The sequence below is a fragment of the Proteiniborus sp. genome, from assembly GCF_040308045.1.
Classification (GTDB): Bacteria; Bacillota; Clostridia; order Tissierellales; family Proteiniboraceae; genus Proteiniborus.
The window spans coordinates 1-19,140 of the sequence record NZ_JAWRHZ010000052.1 but is presented as its reverse complement, the minus strand read 5'-3'; the positions used below and the strand labels follow the sequence as shown (position 1 = coordinate 19,140).

The 19,140-nt window shown below is 30.0% G+C and carries 18 protein-coding genes; 16 read left to right on the top strand and 2 right to left on the bottom strand.

What is annotated here, in order from left to right:
* The first annotated feature begins 101 nt into the window (after positions 1 to 101).
* The 16 genes from istA (ABV008_RS10600) (at position 102) to ABV008_RS10525 (ending at position 17,966) form a co-directional block, all read left to right on the top strand.
* Positions 102 to 1,301 (top strand): IS21 family transposase, encoded by a 1,200-nt coding sequence (istA, locus tag ABV008_RS10600; RefSeq protein WP_352419796.1) that lies wholly within the window; start codon positions 102 to 104, stop codon positions 1,299 to 1,301.
* Positions 1,302 to 1,306: 5 nt separating this feature from the next.
* Complete coding sequence (gene istB, locus ABV008_RS10595) at positions 1,307 to 2,059, top strand: IS21-like element helper ATPase IstB (RefSeq protein ID WP_352419795.1); 753 nt, start codon at positions 1,307 to 1,309, stop codon at positions 2,057 to 2,059.
* A gap of 252 nt (positions 2,060 to 2,311) precedes the next feature.
* Positions 2,312 to 3,808 carry an IS21 family transposase gene (gene istA / locus ABV008_RS10590; RefSeq protein ID WP_352419794.1) on the top strand — a complete coding sequence of 499 codons (1,497 nt, stop codon included), beginning with the start codon at positions 2,312 to 2,314 and terminating at the stop codon, positions 3,806 to 3,808.
* On the top strand, positions 3,805 to 4,617 hold the full coding sequence (gene istB / locus ABV008_RS10585; RefSeq protein ID WP_352419793.1) for an IS21-like element helper ATPase IstB: 813 nt from the start codon (positions 3,805 to 3,807) through the stop codon (positions 4,615 to 4,617). The genes istA (ABV008_RS10590) and istB (ABV008_RS10585) overlap by 4 nt, the downstream gene beginning before the upstream one ends.
* Positions 4,618 to 5,058 carry a hypothetical protein gene (locus tag ABV008_RS10580; protein WP_352419792.1) on the top strand — a complete coding sequence of 147 codons (441 nt, stop codon included), beginning with the start codon at positions 4,618 to 4,620 and terminating at the stop codon, positions 5,056 to 5,058.
* A gap of 856 nt (positions 5,059 to 5,914) precedes the next feature.
* Positions 5,915 to 6,490 carry a hypothetical protein gene (locus ABV008_RS10575; RefSeq protein WP_352419791.1) on the top strand — a complete coding sequence of 192 codons (576 nt, stop codon included), beginning with the start codon at positions 5,915 to 5,917 and terminating at the stop codon, positions 6,488 to 6,490.
* Positions 6,491 to 6,944: 454 nt separating this feature from the next.
* The gene (locus tag ABV008_RS10570; RefSeq protein ID WP_352419790.1) at positions 6,945 to 7,610 is read left to right on the top strand and encodes a hypothetical protein; all 666 of its coding nucleotides are present in this window, start codon (positions 6,945 to 6,947) and stop codon (positions 7,608 to 7,610) included.
* The gene (locus ABV008_RS10565) at positions 7,611 to 10,373 is read left to right on the top strand and encodes a hypothetical protein (protein WP_352419789.1); all 2,763 of its coding nucleotides are present in this window, start codon (positions 7,611 to 7,613) and stop codon (positions 10,371 to 10,373) included.
* A gap of 17 nt (positions 10,374 to 10,390) precedes the next feature.
* Complete coding sequence (locus ABV008_RS10560; RefSeq protein ID WP_352419788.1) at positions 10,391 to 11,914, top strand: Hsp70 family protein; 1,524 nt, start codon at positions 10,391 to 10,393, stop codon at positions 11,912 to 11,914.
* Between the two features lie 13 nt (positions 11,915 to 11,927).
* Positions 11,928 to 12,299 (top strand): hypothetical protein, encoded by a 372-nt coding sequence (locus tag ABV008_RS10555; RefSeq protein WP_352419787.1) that lies wholly within the window; start codon positions 11,928 to 11,930, stop codon positions 12,297 to 12,299.
* A gap of 239 nt (positions 12,300 to 12,538) precedes the next feature.
* Positions 12,539 to 13,639 (top strand): IS110 family RNA-guided transposase, encoded by a 1,101-nt coding sequence (locus tag ABV008_RS10550; RefSeq protein WP_352419786.1) that lies wholly within the window; start codon positions 12,539 to 12,541, stop codon positions 13,637 to 13,639.
* Positions 13,640 to 14,213: 574 nt separating this feature from the next.
* Positions 14,214 to 14,735, top strand: coding sequence for a helix-turn-helix transcriptional regulator (locus ABV008_RS10545; protein ID WP_352419785.1), 522 nt, complete (start codon positions 14,214 to 14,216; stop codon positions 14,733 to 14,735).
* A 240-nt stretch (positions 14,736 to 14,975) separates the two neighbouring features.
* A complete protein-coding gene (locus ABV008_RS10540) occupies positions 14,976 to 15,869 on the top strand; it encodes a hypothetical protein (protein ID WP_352419784.1) in 894 nt (297 codons plus the stop codon).
* Between the two features lie 350 nt (positions 15,870 to 16,219).
* Positions 16,220 to 16,471, top strand: coding sequence for a recombinase family protein (locus tag ABV008_RS10535; RefSeq protein WP_352419783.1), 252 nt, complete (start codon positions 16,220 to 16,222; stop codon positions 16,469 to 16,471).
* Positions 16,472 to 16,580: 109 nt separating this feature from the next.
* Positions 16,581 to 17,324, top strand: coding sequence for a L,D-transpeptidase family protein (locus tag ABV008_RS10530; RefSeq protein WP_352419782.1), 744 nt, complete (start codon positions 16,581 to 16,583; stop codon positions 17,322 to 17,324).
* Positions 17,325 to 17,456: 132 nt separating this feature from the next.
* Positions 17,457 to 17,966 carry a ferritin gene (locus tag ABV008_RS10525; RefSeq protein WP_352419781.1) on the top strand — a complete coding sequence of 170 codons (510 nt, stop codon included), beginning with the start codon at positions 17,457 to 17,459 and terminating at the stop codon, positions 17,964 to 17,966.
* A gap of 98 nt (positions 17,967 to 18,064) precedes the next feature.
* Here ABV008_RS10525 and ABV008_RS10520 read toward each other — a convergent pair whose 3' ends face one another.
* Both ABV008_RS10520 and ABV008_RS10515 read right to left on the bottom strand, forming a co-directional pair.
* Positions 18,065 to 18,283 carry an alpha/beta-type small acid-soluble spore protein gene (locus ABV008_RS10520; RefSeq protein ID WP_352419780.1) on the bottom strand — a complete coding sequence of 73 codons (219 nt, stop codon included), beginning with the start codon at positions 18,281 to 18,283 and terminating at the stop codon, positions 18,065 to 18,067.
* Positions 18,284 to 18,426: 143 nt separating this feature from the next.
* On the bottom strand, positions 18,427 to 18,978 hold the full coding sequence (locus ABV008_RS10515) for a manganese efflux pump MntP (protein WP_352419779.1): 552 nt from the start codon (positions 18,976 to 18,978) through the stop codon (positions 18,427 to 18,429).
* Positions 18,979 to 19,140: the final 162 nt, after the last annotated feature.

The following is a 19,140-nucleotide window of genomic DNA, read 5'->3' as shown; positions in this document are numbered from 1 at the left end:
TATTAATGCTAAAATAAGAATTAACAAGATTGCAAATATAATACTTAACAGAATTGCAAAGAAAGTGATATAATTACTTCCGACTTAAGGAGGTAATTGACATGATAGAAATAATAAAAGCAGAATTAAGCATTTTGAGGTGTTTTAAAATGAAACCGAACTACAGTGAATTAGCTAGAAAATATGGTGTTTCAAGACAAACCATATCAAAATATAATAATGGATTTGAAAAGAAACAAACTAGAGATAAAAAGTCAAAACTGGATAAATATAAAGAAGAAATAAAAGAAAAGATTAATTTAGCAGGTGCAACAATAACAGGCGTATATAAATACTTCTACTCAAGAGATAATGCTATAGGATCTCGTTCAAACTTTGACTACTATGTAAGAAAGCACAAACTAATAACTAAAAATAAATCTACAGTTCATCCAAGATATGAAACTAAACCAGGAGAACAACTTCAATTTGACTTCAAAGAAGATATCACTATGGTTTCTAAAAATGGAGAGATATTTGAATTTAACATTTTTACAACAACTCTAGGACATTCAAGAATGCATAAATTTACCTATAGTAAATCAAAGACAAAAGAAGATGTATTTAGATGCCTAATTGAGTCATTTAAATACTATGGAGGTGCTGCACAGAGATTACTTACAGATAACATGAGCAGTATAGTAAATGTAAAAACCAAAAAGTTTACTGAAGAGTTTAGACAGTTTTCAAAAGACTTTAACTTTACGCCAGAAAAATGTAATGTTAGATCTCCTCAAACTAAAGGGAAAGTAGAATCTGCCAACAGATTTATAAGTAGGTTAATTCCATATAATGGCGAGTTTGAAACTGAAGAAGAATTAATTCAAATAATAAATAAATTAAGCGATGATGTAAACAATGAAATAAACCAAACTACAGGAGTAAGACCTATAATGTTATTAAAAAAAGAAAAAGAATACCTTTCTCCTGTACCAAATAAAGAAATAATTGAATCTTATTTAAATTATATGAAACCCTCCACGGTTCATAATGATTCAATGATTTATTATAAAGGAAAAAGATATTCTGTCCCACATAAGTTTGTAAATAAAACTCTAAAAATAAGAGAATTAGATAATAAACTATATATTTATAATAACATAGACTTAATTAGAATACACCCATTAACAGAAAAAAAGATAAATTATCACGAAGATGATTATAAAAACATAATGAATGAAAAGTTATCCTTTAGAGATGATGAAGATATTGAAGCATTTGCAATGAGAAATTTAGAGATATTAGATAACCTGAAAGGATAGATAAAATGAGTGCATATACAACTTTATTAAATAATTTGGATGACTTAAAACTCTTTCAAATAAAAGAAAACTTAGATATATATATAGACTTAATTACAAATGGAGAAAAAACCGTCGTAGACGCATTAAATGAGCTTATAAAGCTAGAAATACAACTTAAGGAAGAAAGAGCCACACATGCGTGTGTAAGGGTAGCAAATTTTCCTTTTATCAAAACCTTAGATGATTTTGATTTTACATTCCAACCGACAATAAAACAAGATAAAATCAGAGACCTTCACACCCTTAGATTTATAGAGAAAAAGGAAAATATATTATTTCTAGGTAATTCTGGCGTTGGTAAAACACATTTGTCAGTATCAATAGGAGTAGCAGCAGCTAAAAAAAGAAATTCTACATACTTTATAAACTGTCATGACTTATTATTAAATCTTAAGAAAGCTCATTTAGAAAATAGGCTGGAAACAAGACTTAAACACTATGCTAAATATAAACTTCTAATAATAGATGAGATAGGATATTTACCAATTACAAAAGAAGAATCAAATATGTTTTTTCAGTTAATAAATAAAAGATATGAGAAATCTAGTACGATAATTACTACTAATAAGGAATTTAGTAAATGGCATGAAGTCTTTGGTGATACAGCAATTGCTAACGCAATACTAGATAGATTATTACATCACTCTACAGTTGAAAAAATAACAGGGAGGTCTTACAGAACTAAAGATAAAATAGCTAATGATAATTCAAAATAATAGTTAGCCAAAGTGTTAAGAGTTATATTTGCAAATATGTTAAATCAAAGATTGACATTAACAAGTATTGATTTACAATTAAAAGTGACCACTAAATAACAGATAAAACTGACCACCAAGTGAATTAAATTTAAAGCATCTAGTCTAAAATTTAGTTTGTTTTCTCATAATTTTTTACGCTCAAAATTGACCACCTAATATAAATAATATACCATACTTTTGTAGTATTTACGAAAGGTGGTCAAGGAGGAATTGAAAAATTTGAGAGAATGGGCAGCAGTACAGGAATTACATAAAAGAAAGGTTCCCATACTTAGGATTGCAAAGCAATTAAAAATGTCACGAAACACCGTTAAGAAATTAATAAAGCTAAAGGAGGAGCCGAAGTATACCAGGAATCATTACCCTTCCAAAATTGAATCATATATGAACCAGATATTAATATGGCGTACTTCCCCTGAATATGATTTCAATGGCACAAGAATCTTTAGGGAGCTTGTCAGAAGAGGTTATGATGGTTCAATTAATCCAATTTACAGAGCTTTAAAGAAAATTGATGAAGAAAAAACTGAGATTTCGCGGGATGCAACTGTTAGAATTGAAACGCCTCCAGGAGATCAAGCTCAGTATGACTGGTCTGAGTATCAGGTAGTAGTAAACGAGAGCGCTAGAACTGTCTATTGCTTTAGTATGATACTAGCAGCAAGTAGAAAGAAGGCAATATGTTTCTCACTATCATGTGATGCTGACGCAATTTATGAGTCGATACAGGAACTCTATGATGATTTAGGTGGTGTTACACTAGAGCTTTTAATTGATAATCCCAAAGCCCTTGTCATAGAAAACAATCCTAAAAGCGAGGATGAAATAAAATACAATGAACAGGCACTTCTTCTTGTTGCACATCTTGGTACAGAGCTTAATGCCTGTAACTGCTATTGGCCTCGTACAAAAGGTAAAATAGAAAAACCCTTTCAGTACATAGAAGAGCAATTTATCAAGGGAAACACATTTTCTTCTATGGAAGAGCTAAATAGAAGAGGAAAGGAATTTATCAGGGATTGGAATGGGGAAATGCATACAACTACAAGGCGAGTTCCCAACGAATTCTTTGAAAATGAGGAAATCCAGGCGCTGTTGCCACTACCAAACACTAGATTTAGAATGAAGGCCCTTGAAAAAAGAATAATAAGTAACGATGGATATATACACATAAATACCAATAAGTACAGCGTACCAATAAAATATGCTACTAAACAGCTTAAGTATCGTATTGTTTATGGATTTCGTATAGAAATATATACAGAGCAACATGATTACATAATGTCTCTTGAACTTCAGGATGGTAAACATGGCATATTTAAAAATCCTAAACATTATGAGGATATTAAAGTTAAAGCAAGTAAATCTATCCCACAGATAAAAAGAGATTTTACGAGTACATTTAAAAATGGGGAAGCATACTTAAAGGCTGCAACAGGACTCTTTCAACAACCTAGTTACCATGCTAGAAAGATATTAGAACTGCTAGACCTTTATGAGCCTGAAATACTGGATAAGGTAATTGCATATGCAATTGCTAATAACAAACTTGATATTAAGTCAATAAAGCAACTGATAAGGAATGATTTCTTTAAAATCATAGCAGATGAAGTTAAAACCAAGAAGGTTATCAAAAGTACTGATACTGATGGCATCATAAGAAGCTTAGACTACTATGAGGAAAGTAGTGAGGTAACAGCATTATGATGACAAGGGCTATGAAATATGATGATAAATACATTCGTGAACAACTAAAACTCTTTAAGCTGGTTGATATACGTGAAAATTATCAAAGCATCATAGAAGATGCCATAAAAGAAAAACTAGGGTACAAGGATTTCTTAATTAGACTAATTCAAGTTGAAGAAGAAGGAAAGAAAAAAAGGCTAACAGAAAGACTAACACTTAAGGCAGGATTTGATTTTATCAAAACTCTTGACGATATAGAATACGATTTTAATGAAAGCATTAACTATCAAAAGGTTAAGGAACTAGGTACACTATCATTTATGGATTGTAATGAAAATATCATTATCATTGGTCCACCTGGAGTTGGTAAAAGTATGATTGCTACTGGAATTGGGATAAATGCCTGTAATGCTGGAAAAAATGTTATGTTTATCAATGCAAAGGAACTAATGGACAAACTATCAGAAGCCGCTAAGAAAGATACTTTAAAACAGATGTTAAAGACTTTAAATAAGGTTCAGCTTCTTATCATAGATGAACTTTCCTACGTAAAAATGGACAAAGAAAAAGAGAGCATATTTTTTCAGGTTATCCGCCAAAGATACGAAAAAAGCTCTCTAATCGTAACGACTAATCTTCCCCTAAGCAGATGGGATGAAATATTTACGGGTCAATTAGCAGCGACCGCAATATTAGATAGATTAGTTCATCATTGTCATATCCTTAGTATAACAGGAGATAGTTTTCGTGTCAAAGGTGAGAAATATCTATCTGAAATAAAACAAGAAGGAAAACCAAGAAAACAAAATGCTAAGGAGGGAAAATAGATGGCAAATGTACCTAAAGAAGATTATGAAAAAATAGCAAATATATATAATGAATCTGGGGACAAGGCTACCCTAGAATATATAGGGGAGAATTATAGGATAAAAGCTCCTAAGGGCGTATTAATGAGAATTAAGAAGTTCCCAGGGTTTAGCTACGATGCAGAAAAAAAGAAAATTATCATTCCCAAAACTTCAGAAAGAGAAATCTTTATGGGGATAGATGAAATATGTAATAAAAAGGCTTCAAATGAAATATCAACCCGTAAAGCCGTTTCTGTTAATGAAATTGGAGATATTACTCTCGAATTACTATACAAAGATCTCATGCAAGAGAAACTAATGGAATTAAGTAAATATATTAAGCTCAACCGATATTCAAATACGGTTATAATTGATAAAACAGCATTGTCAATGGATGGATATCTGATAACTATAAACTAGTTACAAAATGGTCAATTTTGAACGTAAATAAATGATTTAAGTGGTCAGTTTTAAGTGTGAAAGCTCAAAATTGATCACTTGGAAAACATAAAAATTATATATAAACGATTATTACATCCGATGGTCAAATTTATTCGTAAAAAGTGGTCAAAATTACTTGACAATCAATATATAGTACTAAAACTAAATACCGTAGAGGAGATAGTTGTTATTCATGGATACCGTGGGGGAAATGCACTTCAAAATTTTGTTTAAAATGATTTTGAATCAGAATATGTAAGTAGAAAATATTTATGGTTAAATCCTGGAATTACTTCTTTAATTATTAAAAAAGAACATTAGTAAAAAATTATTAGGGGGTATGAATTTGCATCAACAAACAATTCAGGTTTTAATTTTTATTTATACAATGTAATTGAAGTTGACAGTCACAAATATGAAGTTTTACGAAATAGCTCAGTTGTTAAATTTGACCCCAAAGATGCAAAAGCTATTGGCAAGACAGACTTAAGCTATTTTTAGAAAAAGTGGATATAATTGCAGGTAAGCAGTTTGCTACATTTGAAGACTTATTTAATCAAAGAAAGGAAAAGCGGAGAATTATCAGCCTAGCTAAATTTTCAGGTTCAACTATCAGTAATGGACAACTCAGGATTAAACATAAAGAAGATTATTCATATTGAGATATATTAGATAATGAGTTAAAGAAGAAAGAAGGCTTTGAATATAATGGGATAGCACTTATGGAATACATACCAGATAAAAGAAAAGAAAGAAGCTTCAATTTAATTTTATCTATAGAAAATAGATTCAACAATCAAAAAAAGAAAAGAGCCAATTAAGTACTTCTGATTTGATGATCGATGTACAAGATGGAGATGTTTTCCGTAGGATGTTTAGTGCTAATAAAGAGTATTATGAAGAATATTACGAAGAATACTTTGATGAGGATATTTTACAAGATATCATTAATGTTGGATTTGATGATTGGGATGCAACTAGTAGCGTTGATATTTTTGATGAATACGATGAGTATGATGAATCTGATTACTTCGATTTCAGAAAGACTACCGAAGATAAAAAAGAAAATGAGGGATTAGTAATCTTCAAGAATAATCCACATATTTACCAATTGGATAGATTGCTTGGGAACTTCAGGATATATATAGAAAATAATATAGACGCCAAAACATTTGCTACAAATAATAAATATATGGTTATAAATCTACTTCATCCATATGGAATAGAGTGTGTTACTAATGAATTATATGAAATTTCAGATTTAGATTTAGATGTGCTTATGAAATATGATTTTAGAATTAAAAATATATTGGATCGTTTTAAAAATCATATACCGAATATTAATATCCCTAGTCTTGGATCACTTCACAACAAATATACTCCTAATGATGATGAAGATATTCCTTTTTAATATTATAAAAAAATAAATAGTACAAGTTTGATAACTAAATAGTATTTTACTAAGAGCGAAGCAGGAAATTATCAAAATTATAAATATAGGAGAGATTATCCATGCGTATTTTTCGTACTAAAGCCTATGACAATGGTTGGAAGGGTTTAATATGGCTTAGAAATACAGCTATAAAAAGAAATGATTTTGATTTAACTGATGAATGGTGACGAGTCTTAAAGGGGGGAAGCCTAAAGTATAACTTTATTAATTTTCACTTTTGCACAAGTTTTATTTTATATATATCTCATATTTTATAATAAGAAAATTTCTTTAAAACTATAATGTCACCTTGAAATTAAGCACAAAGTTACATCGATACTATTAACACACTATAATTTCGACAAAATGTGTCAAAAAATTTAGAGTAGTTATATTATAATTGAATTGATATGTAGAAAGAGGGGGATGCGCTATGGGATGGGCAAAATATGCGGAGGATAACATAGAGATAGCTAATAGTAGGAGGTATGATAAGGGAATTGATTCTATTCCTTTTAAGGATTTTAAGAAGAAAACAAAGGGAAGTCTTGAACTAATATCAAAAGAAGAGGAGTATCAATTAATTTTAAGAGAGCTATTAAAGATAGACAAATGGTTAGAACTAATTAACGATATGACTAACGTAATACATACACCTCTTCTTCAGCAGCATCTTCGTAACCAAAAGAAATATCTTCTTATGGATAAGGAGAATTATATTAATTATAGGTATGATTCGAAATTTAAAACCCTTAGAAATGTGCAGGCGGACAGAAGTAAAATAAACTTAAAAGATTATACATCTAATCTTATTAACAACTATGCCATATACATTATAGATAATATGAAGGGAATAAAAAACAGCACAGATCATGAAGCCATAGTTCTAAATTCTTTATTACTAGACTTAGAAGATCTTGCCAGTAAATATTTAGGTATAGACATAAAAACATTACATATTCCATTGGTAAAATACATTAGAGAAAATGTTATCAAGGAAGAAGAAATAGTAAGAGCTATATGCAACAAATGTGGAGAGAAGACATATAGTGATTTTAATCACTGTATATACTGTAAATATACAAGGGAGGGCATCTAAATGGATCTTATTTTTCTAGACGAAAAAGGAACAAGGGAATTAAAAAACATTTTAGAGTTCCTAATGAATCCTGACTCAATTGAAAATACTTCACAAAAAACAAAGTTTGGAAAGATTGAGTATAGGAAAAAAGTTATACTTAACAGTTTCAAACATCTAACTCCAGAAGATGATAGACAACAGAGCTTAATTAAAAATCTAAAAGATGAGCCAAAAGCTCTTGAAGAAGTTGTGAATTCACTTGATGAATTTAAGACATCGGAATTTAAAGAAAATATAGCAGCTTTTCTTTATGACTTAATGAAAAGCATTAATGACTCAAAGCTAAAATTAAGAATATTAGAGGTTCTCTATTTAAATGATAGTGAGTACTCACTAAGGATTATCAGGGAAGCAGAAACACAGGAATTAAAAAAGCAACTTTATGAAGTATGTTTACACCAAGATCAAGAAAGGGGATATCTGTATGGGCTATTAAGTGATGTCAATATCATATCTCCTGGTTCATTAGACACAGAGAAAATGTTATATGAAATCAATACCTTACAGCCCTATTATAATAATTCTATTTTAGAACTAGTTCTAAATAATTATAAGGAGAAATATGATTTACTCGATACAATTAATAGGAATATAGAGTTAAGGGATTTTAGCACATTAATGACTTTAGCAAAAAATATTGATCGACTTAGTCAATATACATTTGAAGTTGATAAGGAGGAACTATTACTAATAAAATGGGCCTTTGATATTAAAGACGAAAATAGCCTTAAATATGAAATTGAGAACAAGGATTTAAGCACATATTCCTATGAATGGCTTATTTATTTAGTAGACAACCTATTACAGGGGAATGAATTAAGAAAAAAAATTGGGGTTATGATTTTGACTTATATAGTGGGAGATAAGGATTTTAAACAGGATTATTCAGATGAAATTGCTAATATCATAAAGAGTCATATGAAAGGCTCCAAAGCGCATAGGGATGACTTTTTCAAAATATTAGCTGAACTAAATACTATGAATGGATTTCATGAAATAATAGACATAATTTTCGAAGAGGATTTAGCACTGCTTAAGAATAAAAATGTCATAAAGTACATTTATAATAAGATAGATAAAACAAAAGAGAATGAATTCATAGCCAAGGCAGATAAATTTGATGAAGAAATAGAATTAGACAAAGACATGAACCCTAAGGTCCTAGTTCTATTATTTAGAAAGAAATCACTTAAGGAAAACTACTTATTTTTGAGTAGGATGAGAGATTTAAATAACACTTTGTATTCTACAATGATGGATTACTTTGAAAAAATCATCAAAAATAATTTAGATGATAATAAAAATTATACTAAACTTATGGTTATTTTTAAATATGATTGCAATGACAAAACTATTTTAGGGGAAATAAAGAAATACGAGGAGGAAAATCAAGAAATTATTAAAGCAACAATTAGGGTGATAGACCCAAGTTTGCTTGAGGATCATTATGCTAAAGAAATTGAACAGGCTTTAGTGAATAAAGACAATCGCTATATTATTGAAATACTTAAGAAAATAGAAAGTCTGGATATTAGGCGTAATTGTTCCTTAATAATAGTAGAAGGCCTGCTAAGAAATGATTTTTATATGCTAGTAGATATATGGGAGGATCTTTCACTAGATGTAATTAGCGAAACTAAGTATAAAGAAGAGATTTTTGATATGTTAGCTCGGAAGGAAATTGAATTAACAAAAGAAGTTATAGACTTTTTAGACATGATTAGAATAGAACCTATTACTTTATACAGAAATGTAAAATTACCAGAACAAAAAGAATATTTAATGGATATGTGGCATAAATCAGGAGATAATGGAAAGATTGTAAGCGTAATTAAAGAAATATTATTAGTTGAAGCCAATTGCTTACAAGACTTGGAAGACATTATTAAGATATCAAGTTGTTATGGAATAAACAATCCCGGTCTTGTAGCAATAGCTAAAATAAAAGCATATTCGTTAATCAGTATAAGCCTACTAGATATTAGTGTTGAAGTTGAAGGGGCACCAGACTTATTAGATAAACTGGTAAATAAGTTAGAGCTTTTTAGTCTAGTCGATAAGTTCGTAAAGGATGAAACATTTCATGAGGAGTTAGATAAGAGAATAGTTGATTATATTATTAAAAAGCTAATGATAAATACTTCTGAGAATACTATATGGGAGTATTATTGGGATAATATCAATAAAGAGCTGAACGCTAGAAGCTCTAATAGTAGTAGAGAAAAAATGGAGTCCTTTTTTTCCAATCTAACTAATACTAAAGATAGAATAGAATGGTTTTTAGATATAATTGATACTAAAACCCTTCCCAACGAAATATTTGTGGAAGTAATAGAAATCTTATTAATCTTATTGAATAAATATAATAGAATCATTCTGCAAAGCAAGCAAGAAAACGATTCAGTAAAGAAAAGCACTTTAAAAATAATAGGGACAAGCATTAGTAAATCCTTAAGTAATATAGAAAAGACAGTAGTTAATAGAAGCACTGACGTTACAAATGATATATTAATAGAAAATATTAAGAAATTAAGGAGAACACTAAAAGAGGTCGGAATCGATTCTGTTGAGGATATCGATAATTATGGTGTAATAGTTTGCTTTGACAACAAAAAGCATGAGAACAACCAGCCAGTAGCTATTGATGAGGGGAGAGTAGATTCTTTAGGAGTTAGAATCAATAATGAAAACATTATGTTAAGTACTTTATTAAATATATAAAAACAAGGGGGATATAAATGAAGAATATTACTATAGGTATAGATTTTGGGACTACAAATACTTCTGTTGCTTATATGAAATATAATAATATTTGGTCTGTATTTAGTCCTGAATGTTTTGATCTAGACAGAAATGATACTATTAGAACAAATATTACCTACAAGGACGAAACTAATTATTGGATAGGTGAAGATGCACTAATACACTCATACGAATATCCAGATGGATTTGTTAATTCTTTAAAAAGGCAAATAGTAAGCGATACACTTAAAAATGCAGGCATTAAAAACAAATCTGATTTAGATATAGTATCTGATTTTCTATCTGCAATTATGAAAAAAATCGAACCACAAATTCCATATAAGACCCAAGTAGGAGGAGTGGCTGTAGGTGTACCCATAGGTTTTAAAGATAAAGACAAGGAATTGTATTTAAGGGCTATGTTGAAAGCAGGAATATATAAGGATTATAATGTTGCCAAAGCTAATACAATTTTTGTATCTGAACCTATAGCTTCAGTATTAAATTATAATTTATTATTAAAAGATGATAAGAGATTGCTTGTTTTTGACTTTGGGGGAGGAACCCTAGACTTAGTTATAATGGATATGAAGAATATTAGAAACGCAAATGAGATATCTCCTCATGATGTTATTTCTAAAAAAGGCAGACTAAATCTTGGTGGAGATGATTTTGATAAGGCTATACTCGAAAATATTGTTGTAGAAAAATATGGGATGAGAAACCTTAAAAGAGACTTAGGAATAAATAGGATAGAAGACCTGCTATCAGTACAAGAAGGTATTGAATTAATGAATCAAATAAGAGAAGCAAAAGAGGAATTATCAAGGTATGAGATTGCTACAATAGCCTTTGAAAAAGGGAATCTAAAAATGAATATTGAGATAACAAAAAAAGAGTATGAATTAGCTATAAGCTCATACCTCAGGGAAATAAGGGAATTAGTGTTAGATTGCTTACGTGAATCAGGATTAAATTCTAATGATATAGACATAGTTGTGCTCTCAGGGGGGAGTTCATTAACCCCAGCAGTACAAGAAATTTTATACGAAATTTTCGGTAGAGATAAAATAAAAGTGAATGGCGATGCAATGACAAGTATTGCAAGAGGATTAGCCTTAAGGGGTTATGATCCAAATGCGCATAAATACAATGATATTTTAGAACATGATTATGGAGTCAAAATGAAAGATGAATATGGACAGAAGGATATTATAGAAATAGTTCTTAACAAAGGCAGAAAAATAAAAGAATTAAATGAAGAAGAATGTTATAAAGAATTTGAGTTAACTACAAATGCAAGAGGGAAAAATACATTTAAAGTTAGTATCTGTGAGAATAATGAAGAAATAGGAAAAGCATATGTTCCCCTTGATGAAGAACTGACAAATGCAAATTTCAAATTGTATTTTACAATAGATGAAAATAGCGATAGACTAGAATTACATATTTATGAATCAATGTGGGGGAAAAAGCTAGATATACCTATTGAGAATAGGTTCTTTGAAATTAATAAATAAAGGGGAGTATTGAATGAGTACACTAAAATTAGGAGTTAAAGAAAGATATGATATTATCGAAGATCAAATATTGAAGTATAATATTAAAGAAGGGACTATTTCACCATTTACTAGACTAAGGGTAATCGACATAGATAGTGAGAAGGAAGAGATAGATATTAAAAAGCCAACTCCAATAGAAGAAGTTGACATAAAAAAAGTAAGTAAGAAAACCACGGATAAAAATATACCAGATGATGAAGAAGTTGATATCAAAAAGATAGGTAAAAAAGCTGTAGAAAATACTGTTACTGATGATGAAACCGATATTAAAAGAATAACTCACAAAAATAATAGTAAAAATGCAACTGAAGAAGAAATAGATATTAAGAAAGTTAAGAAATAAGCTTTATTTGCATCTTTATTAATATTTTCAGAAGTTCATCTAAGCTCTTTACATCAGGTCTGTTAGAAAATGAATATGTTACTTTATTAATAAGGCATCACCTCGTATAATATGTTTAGACCCAGTTTTCTATGGTGTCTAAGCATATTATTATTTTATTTTTGTTTACAATTTTTAATTGAGATATCTTAATGCTAAAAAAATTATGAATAATTAGTAAAGAATAATTCTTCTTCTCCTTGCAAAAACACAAGGTTATTGCCTTGAAATCCACTTCTTTTTACAGCACTCACATTGCTAATTTCTTATCCTCCAATGAAATACTCTTAGCATATAGACCTCTTGTATATTGTCTTAATCCTAAGACTGTTGCTAATTACAGAAAGTCTTTTGTTGATATAGATAAAACTGATCCCCTAGATGCTTATATTATTGCTGATTTTGCTAGATGTGGTAGGATCACATCTGAACCTTGGCGTGGTGCTCAGTTTCTTGCTTTGCAAAGACTTACCCTATATAGACTTCATTTAGTTGAATGTGTCTCTCGTGAGAAGTCTTATATGATATCTAATATCTATTTGAAGTTCAGTGAGTTATCTGTATTGGATAAAGAAGAAAGACATTTCTCTAATACTTATGGGGCTACTTCAGCTGCTGTTTTAACTGAGTTTCTTTCCTTAGATGATATTGCTTATTCTTCTATTGAAGATTTAGTGGTTTTTGTAAAGGAAAAGGGTAGAAATCGCTTTAGTGACCCTTATGAAACTGCTAAAACACTTCAAAAAGCCGCTAAAGATTCTTATCGATTAGATAAGGTTCTATATGAGCCCTTAAATGTATCTATTGCTTCATCTTTTAATGTTATTAAAGCCTTAGAAGATGAAATTAAGACAATTGACAAAGCCATTGAAAAAAACATCAAAGGTATTAATACTACTGAATATCAGTCTCTTAACTCTATCCCGGGTATTGGACCTGTATTTGCTAGTGGTATTCTTGCTGAGATTGGCACTGTTATCTCTTTTGATTCGCATAACGCTCTAGCTAACTATGCAGGACTTACTTGGAGAGTTAACCAGTCTGGTAATTACTTATCTGATGATACTAAAATGACCAAGACTGGTAACAAGTACCTTAGATACTACTTAACTGAAGCTGCTAATAGTGTTAGGAATCGTGTTCCTGAATACAATGAATTTTACTTAAAGAAGTATGGTGAAGTAACTACTCACCAGCACAAAAGAGCACTCGCACTTACATCTCGTAAATTAGTACGTCTGATTTTTGGATTGCTGACCAGAAATCAACTCTACTCCAGCGATAAAGTTGGAGAGATATAATAGAATATTTTCTAGTCTTAAGCCTATTTTTTATCTCAAAGTCATAGGGTTTATTAAAGTTACCCTTTTTTAAACATTTCTTTTGTTTTCTCTAACAATTCTCTCTTGACATATTACCAGATTGCTTAACAAAAAAGTACTGACTAAAGGCAAGAAGATATACATTATTGATATGAAAAACAACAATTTATAATTGTAGAAATAACTACAGTAGGACTAGCGCATAACATAATTAACATCTAAAGAAACCAATTATAAAGCATATTTCAAATAACAATGGTAGTTTAAAATATCTGTAATGGCTATTATGAGGATATTAGATATTTTAGTAAAAAGATTTGATATGTTTAATCAATTACAAGTGATTGTTATTCTGCAAAAAAATAAGATGAGAGAAAATGTCATGTTTATATTATTAATATATCTACGATATCCTTAATGTACTTAAATAGCAAACTTTGTTTGCGGAGGTTTATTTAGCTTAACATAGGTTAACATTAAGGATGTAAATATATGCAAGAATCCTTGACGTAACATATAATAAACATTATACTATAATCAGGAGGGATTTCCTGTGATTAACAATATTAAATTAATACGTGAAATTTATGGTGCAACTCAAAGTGATATTGCCACAGTTTTAGGTGTAAGTAGAGTAACAATAGCAAAATGGGAAAAGGATTTAGAAAACAAAGTTTCACCATCAGTTTTGGAAAAGATGTCGTTATTTTTTGGTGTAGGGCCAGAATGTTTTTATGACATAGAAATTGACGAACAGCGAACTCAAATGATTATTAATAGTAGCAAAAAAGCAAAGGAAATTGATGCTAAAAATCATACTAAAAAAGAAGAACATTTTAACCAGCTTTTCTCTAGTACAACTTTTGACGAAGCAACTTCAAAGTATATGTTTGGAATGAAAATGTTATTGGCTTTATCTGATGAGGGAAAAGTAGAAGACCTAAAAATAGTAAAACAGATTAACGAAAAAATGAATAATCGCCTTGATGCTATAATTAAAGTGAAGGAAAAAGAAAATGGAGGCTCAATCAGTGAACTTGTAGAAAAGTTATCATTTAATATAGAAGATAATTAAAAATTCCCCAAAGAAAAAGAAAAAGCCTAATAGACGGGCATCTATTAAAGCTTTTCTAAAAACTACTTCATCTATTGAAGATAAAAAAACGTCTTAATAACCAGTTTACCTAAAATAGTGAAGAGTGTCAAGGCTTTTAGTAATAGACCAATGCAGGAATGGAGGTTAATTATATTGCATTTATCTTTTTCTATGGGTTTATTATACATCATAATTCACTATTTGTAGGAGGACTGATATATGATAATCACTGGTAATAGGATTATAAACATTGATAAGTATCTTTTGGAATTTCAAGAAGGAGAGCAATTTTATATAGGACTTCAAGATGTGCAGGAATACTCTGAACAAGTTCAGAAATATGGATTTCTAGAAGATTTTTCAGAAACGCATACTTTTTTACCGCGACCTCTTAGACGAATTACAGAATTCAATGCTAATGGACGATGGGTTGCAGATAAATCACTTCCAAAGGAAGAACGTTCCTTCGAAAGTGAATATCATGTAATAGATTGGCATGGTAATCATCATTATGGTATACGTTATTATACTAGAGAGTGTTATCAACGAAGGTTAATTCTACCACCAGAAGTTGAATTAACATATACTAAGGGTTCTTTAATTTCCCCTTTACTAGTTTATTCTCAAGAAAATAAAGGTCTAATAAAGCACATTATTAATATGTTCCTTGAGATGTTTGGATATTGTGAAATTTTAACTGAAAAATACATTCCTAAGAAAATAAAAACAAAAAGGCTACCTTGGACGGTACTTCCTAAAGGAGAATATCCATGGGAAAAAGCTAAACAGCATCTTGATGTCATAATAAATACTATACCAGACAAACATAGAACTGTTATTAGGAAAAGACATGAAGTTATTACACAAAATACACCAGATTTCATGGCAATCGGAGATCAAGGATTTTGGGGATATGTTATTTATGGATTTACTTATAGAGATATTTTTGTATTTGAATCCAATAAGACTGACAATGCCACATATGTTTTTAAAGGAAACTGGATAGATGCGTCAAGGTTGACTAAAGCCGAAGTACTGTGTGGAAAGCTTCATGAGGCAAGGATTATTCATAATCAAAAGTGGGAAGATAATATTAATCAATTAATCAGTTAGTTCAAAGATTCTGTAAGTGCAGATTACTCTAGATTAAACAAAATCTAGAAGTAACTGCACTTTTATTTCTAAATAATAATATATGCATAAGGTGATTTCAATGATATATTGAAATGATTCTATTCTGCAAAGGAATCGAAAAAAACAAAATTGCAGATACACAGGGAACTTTTCATACATAACTATAGTTACTAGTTTAGCTACTATTTGACATTGAATTACACTTATGAATTAAATAAGATTATACATAGGATAAGTAGCATACCTAATATACAATAGTATGATACTTGTCCTTCTTATATAAGCAAGTAGTTATCTAAAAAACATGTAGTATTAGAGGAGGTAGCTTAGTGAACCAGTTTTTAGATAATTACCAAAGAGAAGTAATAACAGAGACATACAATGTAGCAATTTACTGCAGAATAAGTAATAAGGATGATGATAAGGCTGAATCAAATTCAATTAGTAATCAAAAGAATATTTTAATAAGATATGTATCTGAAAGAGGATGGAATAGTGTAGGAACATATGTTGACGATGGATACTCTGGATTTATTTTTATGTACCAGAATTTAATAAAATGCTTAAGGATATCGGGTTAGTTTTGAATAGTCAGAAATAAGATATTCACTTCACAATTTCTCCCCTAGTACAAGTTTTATTTCACACATATTCCCCATATAATAAATTATAATGGGGAGGGGTTTGTTTATGTCTAGGCGTGCTATGTTGATAACTATAGGTTTTTTATGTATACTTGCAGTTCTTCTCATAGGAGACTTTATAATAACAAATACAGGTACTTATAGAAACAAGAATAAGGGTGATAAGCTTGTTGAAACATATAATGAGATAGACGATTTAAGGAATAGAAATCTATCCATACTCATTGAAATTGATTCAAAGCTATTGTATTTAATTGATACTGACAATAATGAAATTGTAAGGAAGTATGTAGTAGCTACTGGAAAGAGAGAAACTCCTACACCTATTGGAAGCTTTAAGATAGTACAGAAAGGTCTTTGGGGTGAAGGCTTTGGCACTAGATGGATGGGGTTAAATGTACCCTGGGGTAAATACGGTATACACGGAACAAACAAACCCCAATCTATTGGCTTTAATGCATCTCAAGGATGTATTAGAATGAACAATAGAGATGTTGAAGAGCTTTATAGTCTCGTAAAGTATGGCACTAGTGTTGCTATTGTAGGAGGTCCTTATGGCTCTTTTAATCATGGTTTTAGAATTTTAATGCATGGAGATAGGGGTGCAGATGTACAAGAGGTTCAGAAAAGGCTAAAGCAACTAGGATATTATACTGGTTCCATAGATGGAATATTTGGCAATGGACTTAGAGCTGCTATTATGAAGTTTTATGCTGATAATAAGATGCCCGTATCTGATAGAATAGGATATGAGGCATATAAAAAGCTTAATATTGTTTTAATGGATTAATTAGCAGATTAATTTTTGTGAAATAATCAAATAATATGATATAATTATAAATGTGATTAATTAATAACAAATAGGGTATATACATATCATAAGCAACGTAGTAAACTATCAAGATATTTAGGAGGGAAACATATGTTATCAGAAAAATTAGCAAAAGCATTAAATGATCAAATGAATTTTGAATTTTTATCAGCTCATTACTATCTTGCAATGGCAGCATATTTCGAGGACCAAGATTTAAGTGGGTTTGGTCATTTCTTTATAGTTCAAGCAGAGGAAGAGAGATTTCATGCTATGAAATTCTATAACTTTATTAATGAAATGGACGAAAGAGCTACTATACAAGCTATAAGCGAACCACAAAACGAATTTAAATCTTATGTTGATGTATTTGAAAATGCATTAGAGCATGAAAAAGAAGTTACAAAAAGAATATACAATTTGATGGATATCGCAACTGAAGAAAGAGAACATGCTACTATAAGCTTCTTAAAATGGTTTATAGATGAGCAAGTAGAAGAAGAAGCAAGCATGAAAAACATCATCAAAAAGCTACAAAGAATGGGCGAAGACAATCATGCAATATATGCATTAGATCAAGAGCTAGCACAAAGAGTATTTACTCCACCTGTTGCAGAATAATAGCTTGTATTAAATTTTATATAAAAAGCAAAAAAACAAAGGTAACTTTAAGCTACCTTTGTTTTTTTATATATATTATATGGACCTTTCATTCAATACTATCTAGTAGTTCCACCCATGCTTCTTTGAGCCATTTCTACTAGCCTTTTTGTCATATATCCACCAACATAACCATTTTGTCTAGCTGAAAGATTTCCTTTATCCATTGATTCATAGTTAGTCATACCAAGTTCGCTAGCTATTTCAGTTTTCATTTGGTTAAGAGCTTGACGAGCTTCTGGTACTACTATTCTATTACTAGTGTTATTATTAGGCATTGTTATCCTCCCTTCATTGGTTATTTAATACTTGTAGTAGTATTATGTGTAAATATTGTTTGAGTAAACCAAGTAAATTTAACTATTAGTGGATTACAATACCAAGATATTGATAAAGTTTACAGTTAATAAAAAGCTTGAAACTACTGTAATATCATTTTAAGTCCAAACAGTAGTAGAATGACTCCACCCAAAAGACTTGCATATTCCTTAATAAAAAAACTTTTTCGGGCTTTTTTACTAATTATTAAACCGATTGCCGTGAGCAAAGAGCATATTAGTCCAACTACAGGAGAATTTTTTAGTATAAGGGTTTCAATATTAAAATTGCTAAAAAGGGTAAATCCTATAACTAAGGCATCAATGCTTACACATATACCTAGAAGCATTATTATTATGAGATTTAAATTAGTTAATTTTTCTTCCTTTGAAAGGCCTTCCTTAAACATTAGCACACCAACTAAAAAAACTATTATACCACCAAGCTTAGAAGACAAATGAAATATATACATGTTGAATAATCCGCCAAAGCAACCTCCCATAGTAACAAACAAAAACTGAAAAAAGCCGAAAACTATTATTAATATAAGTGCTTTTTTCTTAGTTGTTTTTTTATTTAGACCTACTGAAAATGCAATACTAAAAGCATCAAGCCCTAGAGCAATAGATATGATACTCAAATCATAAAAAGCCATATAAATCCTCCCTAAGCAGTTTTGGTATTGTCAAAAATCTTAATAGAGATTTCTAACAACCCTTGATTTTTGAATATTTGTATTGCTTAAAAATCCTTACCCCTTGCAAGGGATAATTATTTTAATATCTTTATAAACAAAAATGGATGACAAATCCCCATT

Coding starts and splice junctions, on each gene's coding strand:
- ABV008_RS10540 (WP_352419784.1), top strand. CDS start 14,976: ATGATAATCACTGGTAATAGGATTATAAACATTGATAAGTATCTTTTG.
- istA (WP_352419796.1), top strand. CDS start 102: ATGATAGAAATAATAAAAGCAGAATTAAGCATTTTGAGGTGTTTTAAA.
- ABV008_RS10570 (WP_352419790.1), top strand. CDS start 6,945: ATGGGATGGGCAAAATATGCGGAGGATAACATAGAGATAGCTAATAGT.
- istB (WP_352419793.1), top strand. CDS start 3,805: ATGATGACAAGGGCTATGAAATATGATGATAAATACATTCGTGAACAA.
- ABV008_RS10530 (WP_352419782.1), top strand. CDS start 16,581: ATGTCTAGGCGTGCTATGTTGATAACTATAGGTTTTTTATGTATACTT.
- ABV008_RS10515 (WP_352419779.1), bottom strand. CDS start 18,978: ATGGCTTTTTATGATTTGAGTATCATATCTATTGCTCTAGGGCTTGAT.
- ABV008_RS10565 (WP_352419789.1), top strand. CDS start 7,611: ATGGATCTTATTTTTCTAGACGAAAAAGGAACAAGGGAATTAAAAAAC.
- ABV008_RS10525 (WP_352419781.1), top strand. CDS start 17,457: ATGTTATCAGAAAAATTAGCAAAAGCATTAAATGATCAAATGAATTTT.
- ABV008_RS10575 (WP_352419791.1), top strand. CDS start 5,915: ATGATCGATGTACAAGATGGAGATGTTTTCCGTAGGATGTTTAGTGCT.
- ABV008_RS10555 (WP_352419787.1), top strand. CDS start 11,928: ATGAGTACACTAAAATTAGGAGTTAAAGAAAGATATGATATTATCGAA.
- ABV008_RS10520 (WP_352419780.1), bottom strand. CDS start 18,283: ATGCCTAATAATAACACTAGTAATAGAATAGTAGTACCAGAAGCTCGT.
- ABV008_RS10580 (WP_352419792.1), top strand. CDS start 4,618: ATGGCAAATGTACCTAAAGAAGATTATGAAAAAATAGCAAATATATAT.
- istB (WP_352419795.1), top strand. CDS start 1,307: ATGAGTGCATATACAACTTTATTAAATAATTTGGATGACTTAAAACTC.
- ABV008_RS10560 (WP_352419788.1), top strand. CDS start 10,391: ATGAAGAATATTACTATAGGTATAGATTTTGGGACTACAAATACTTCT.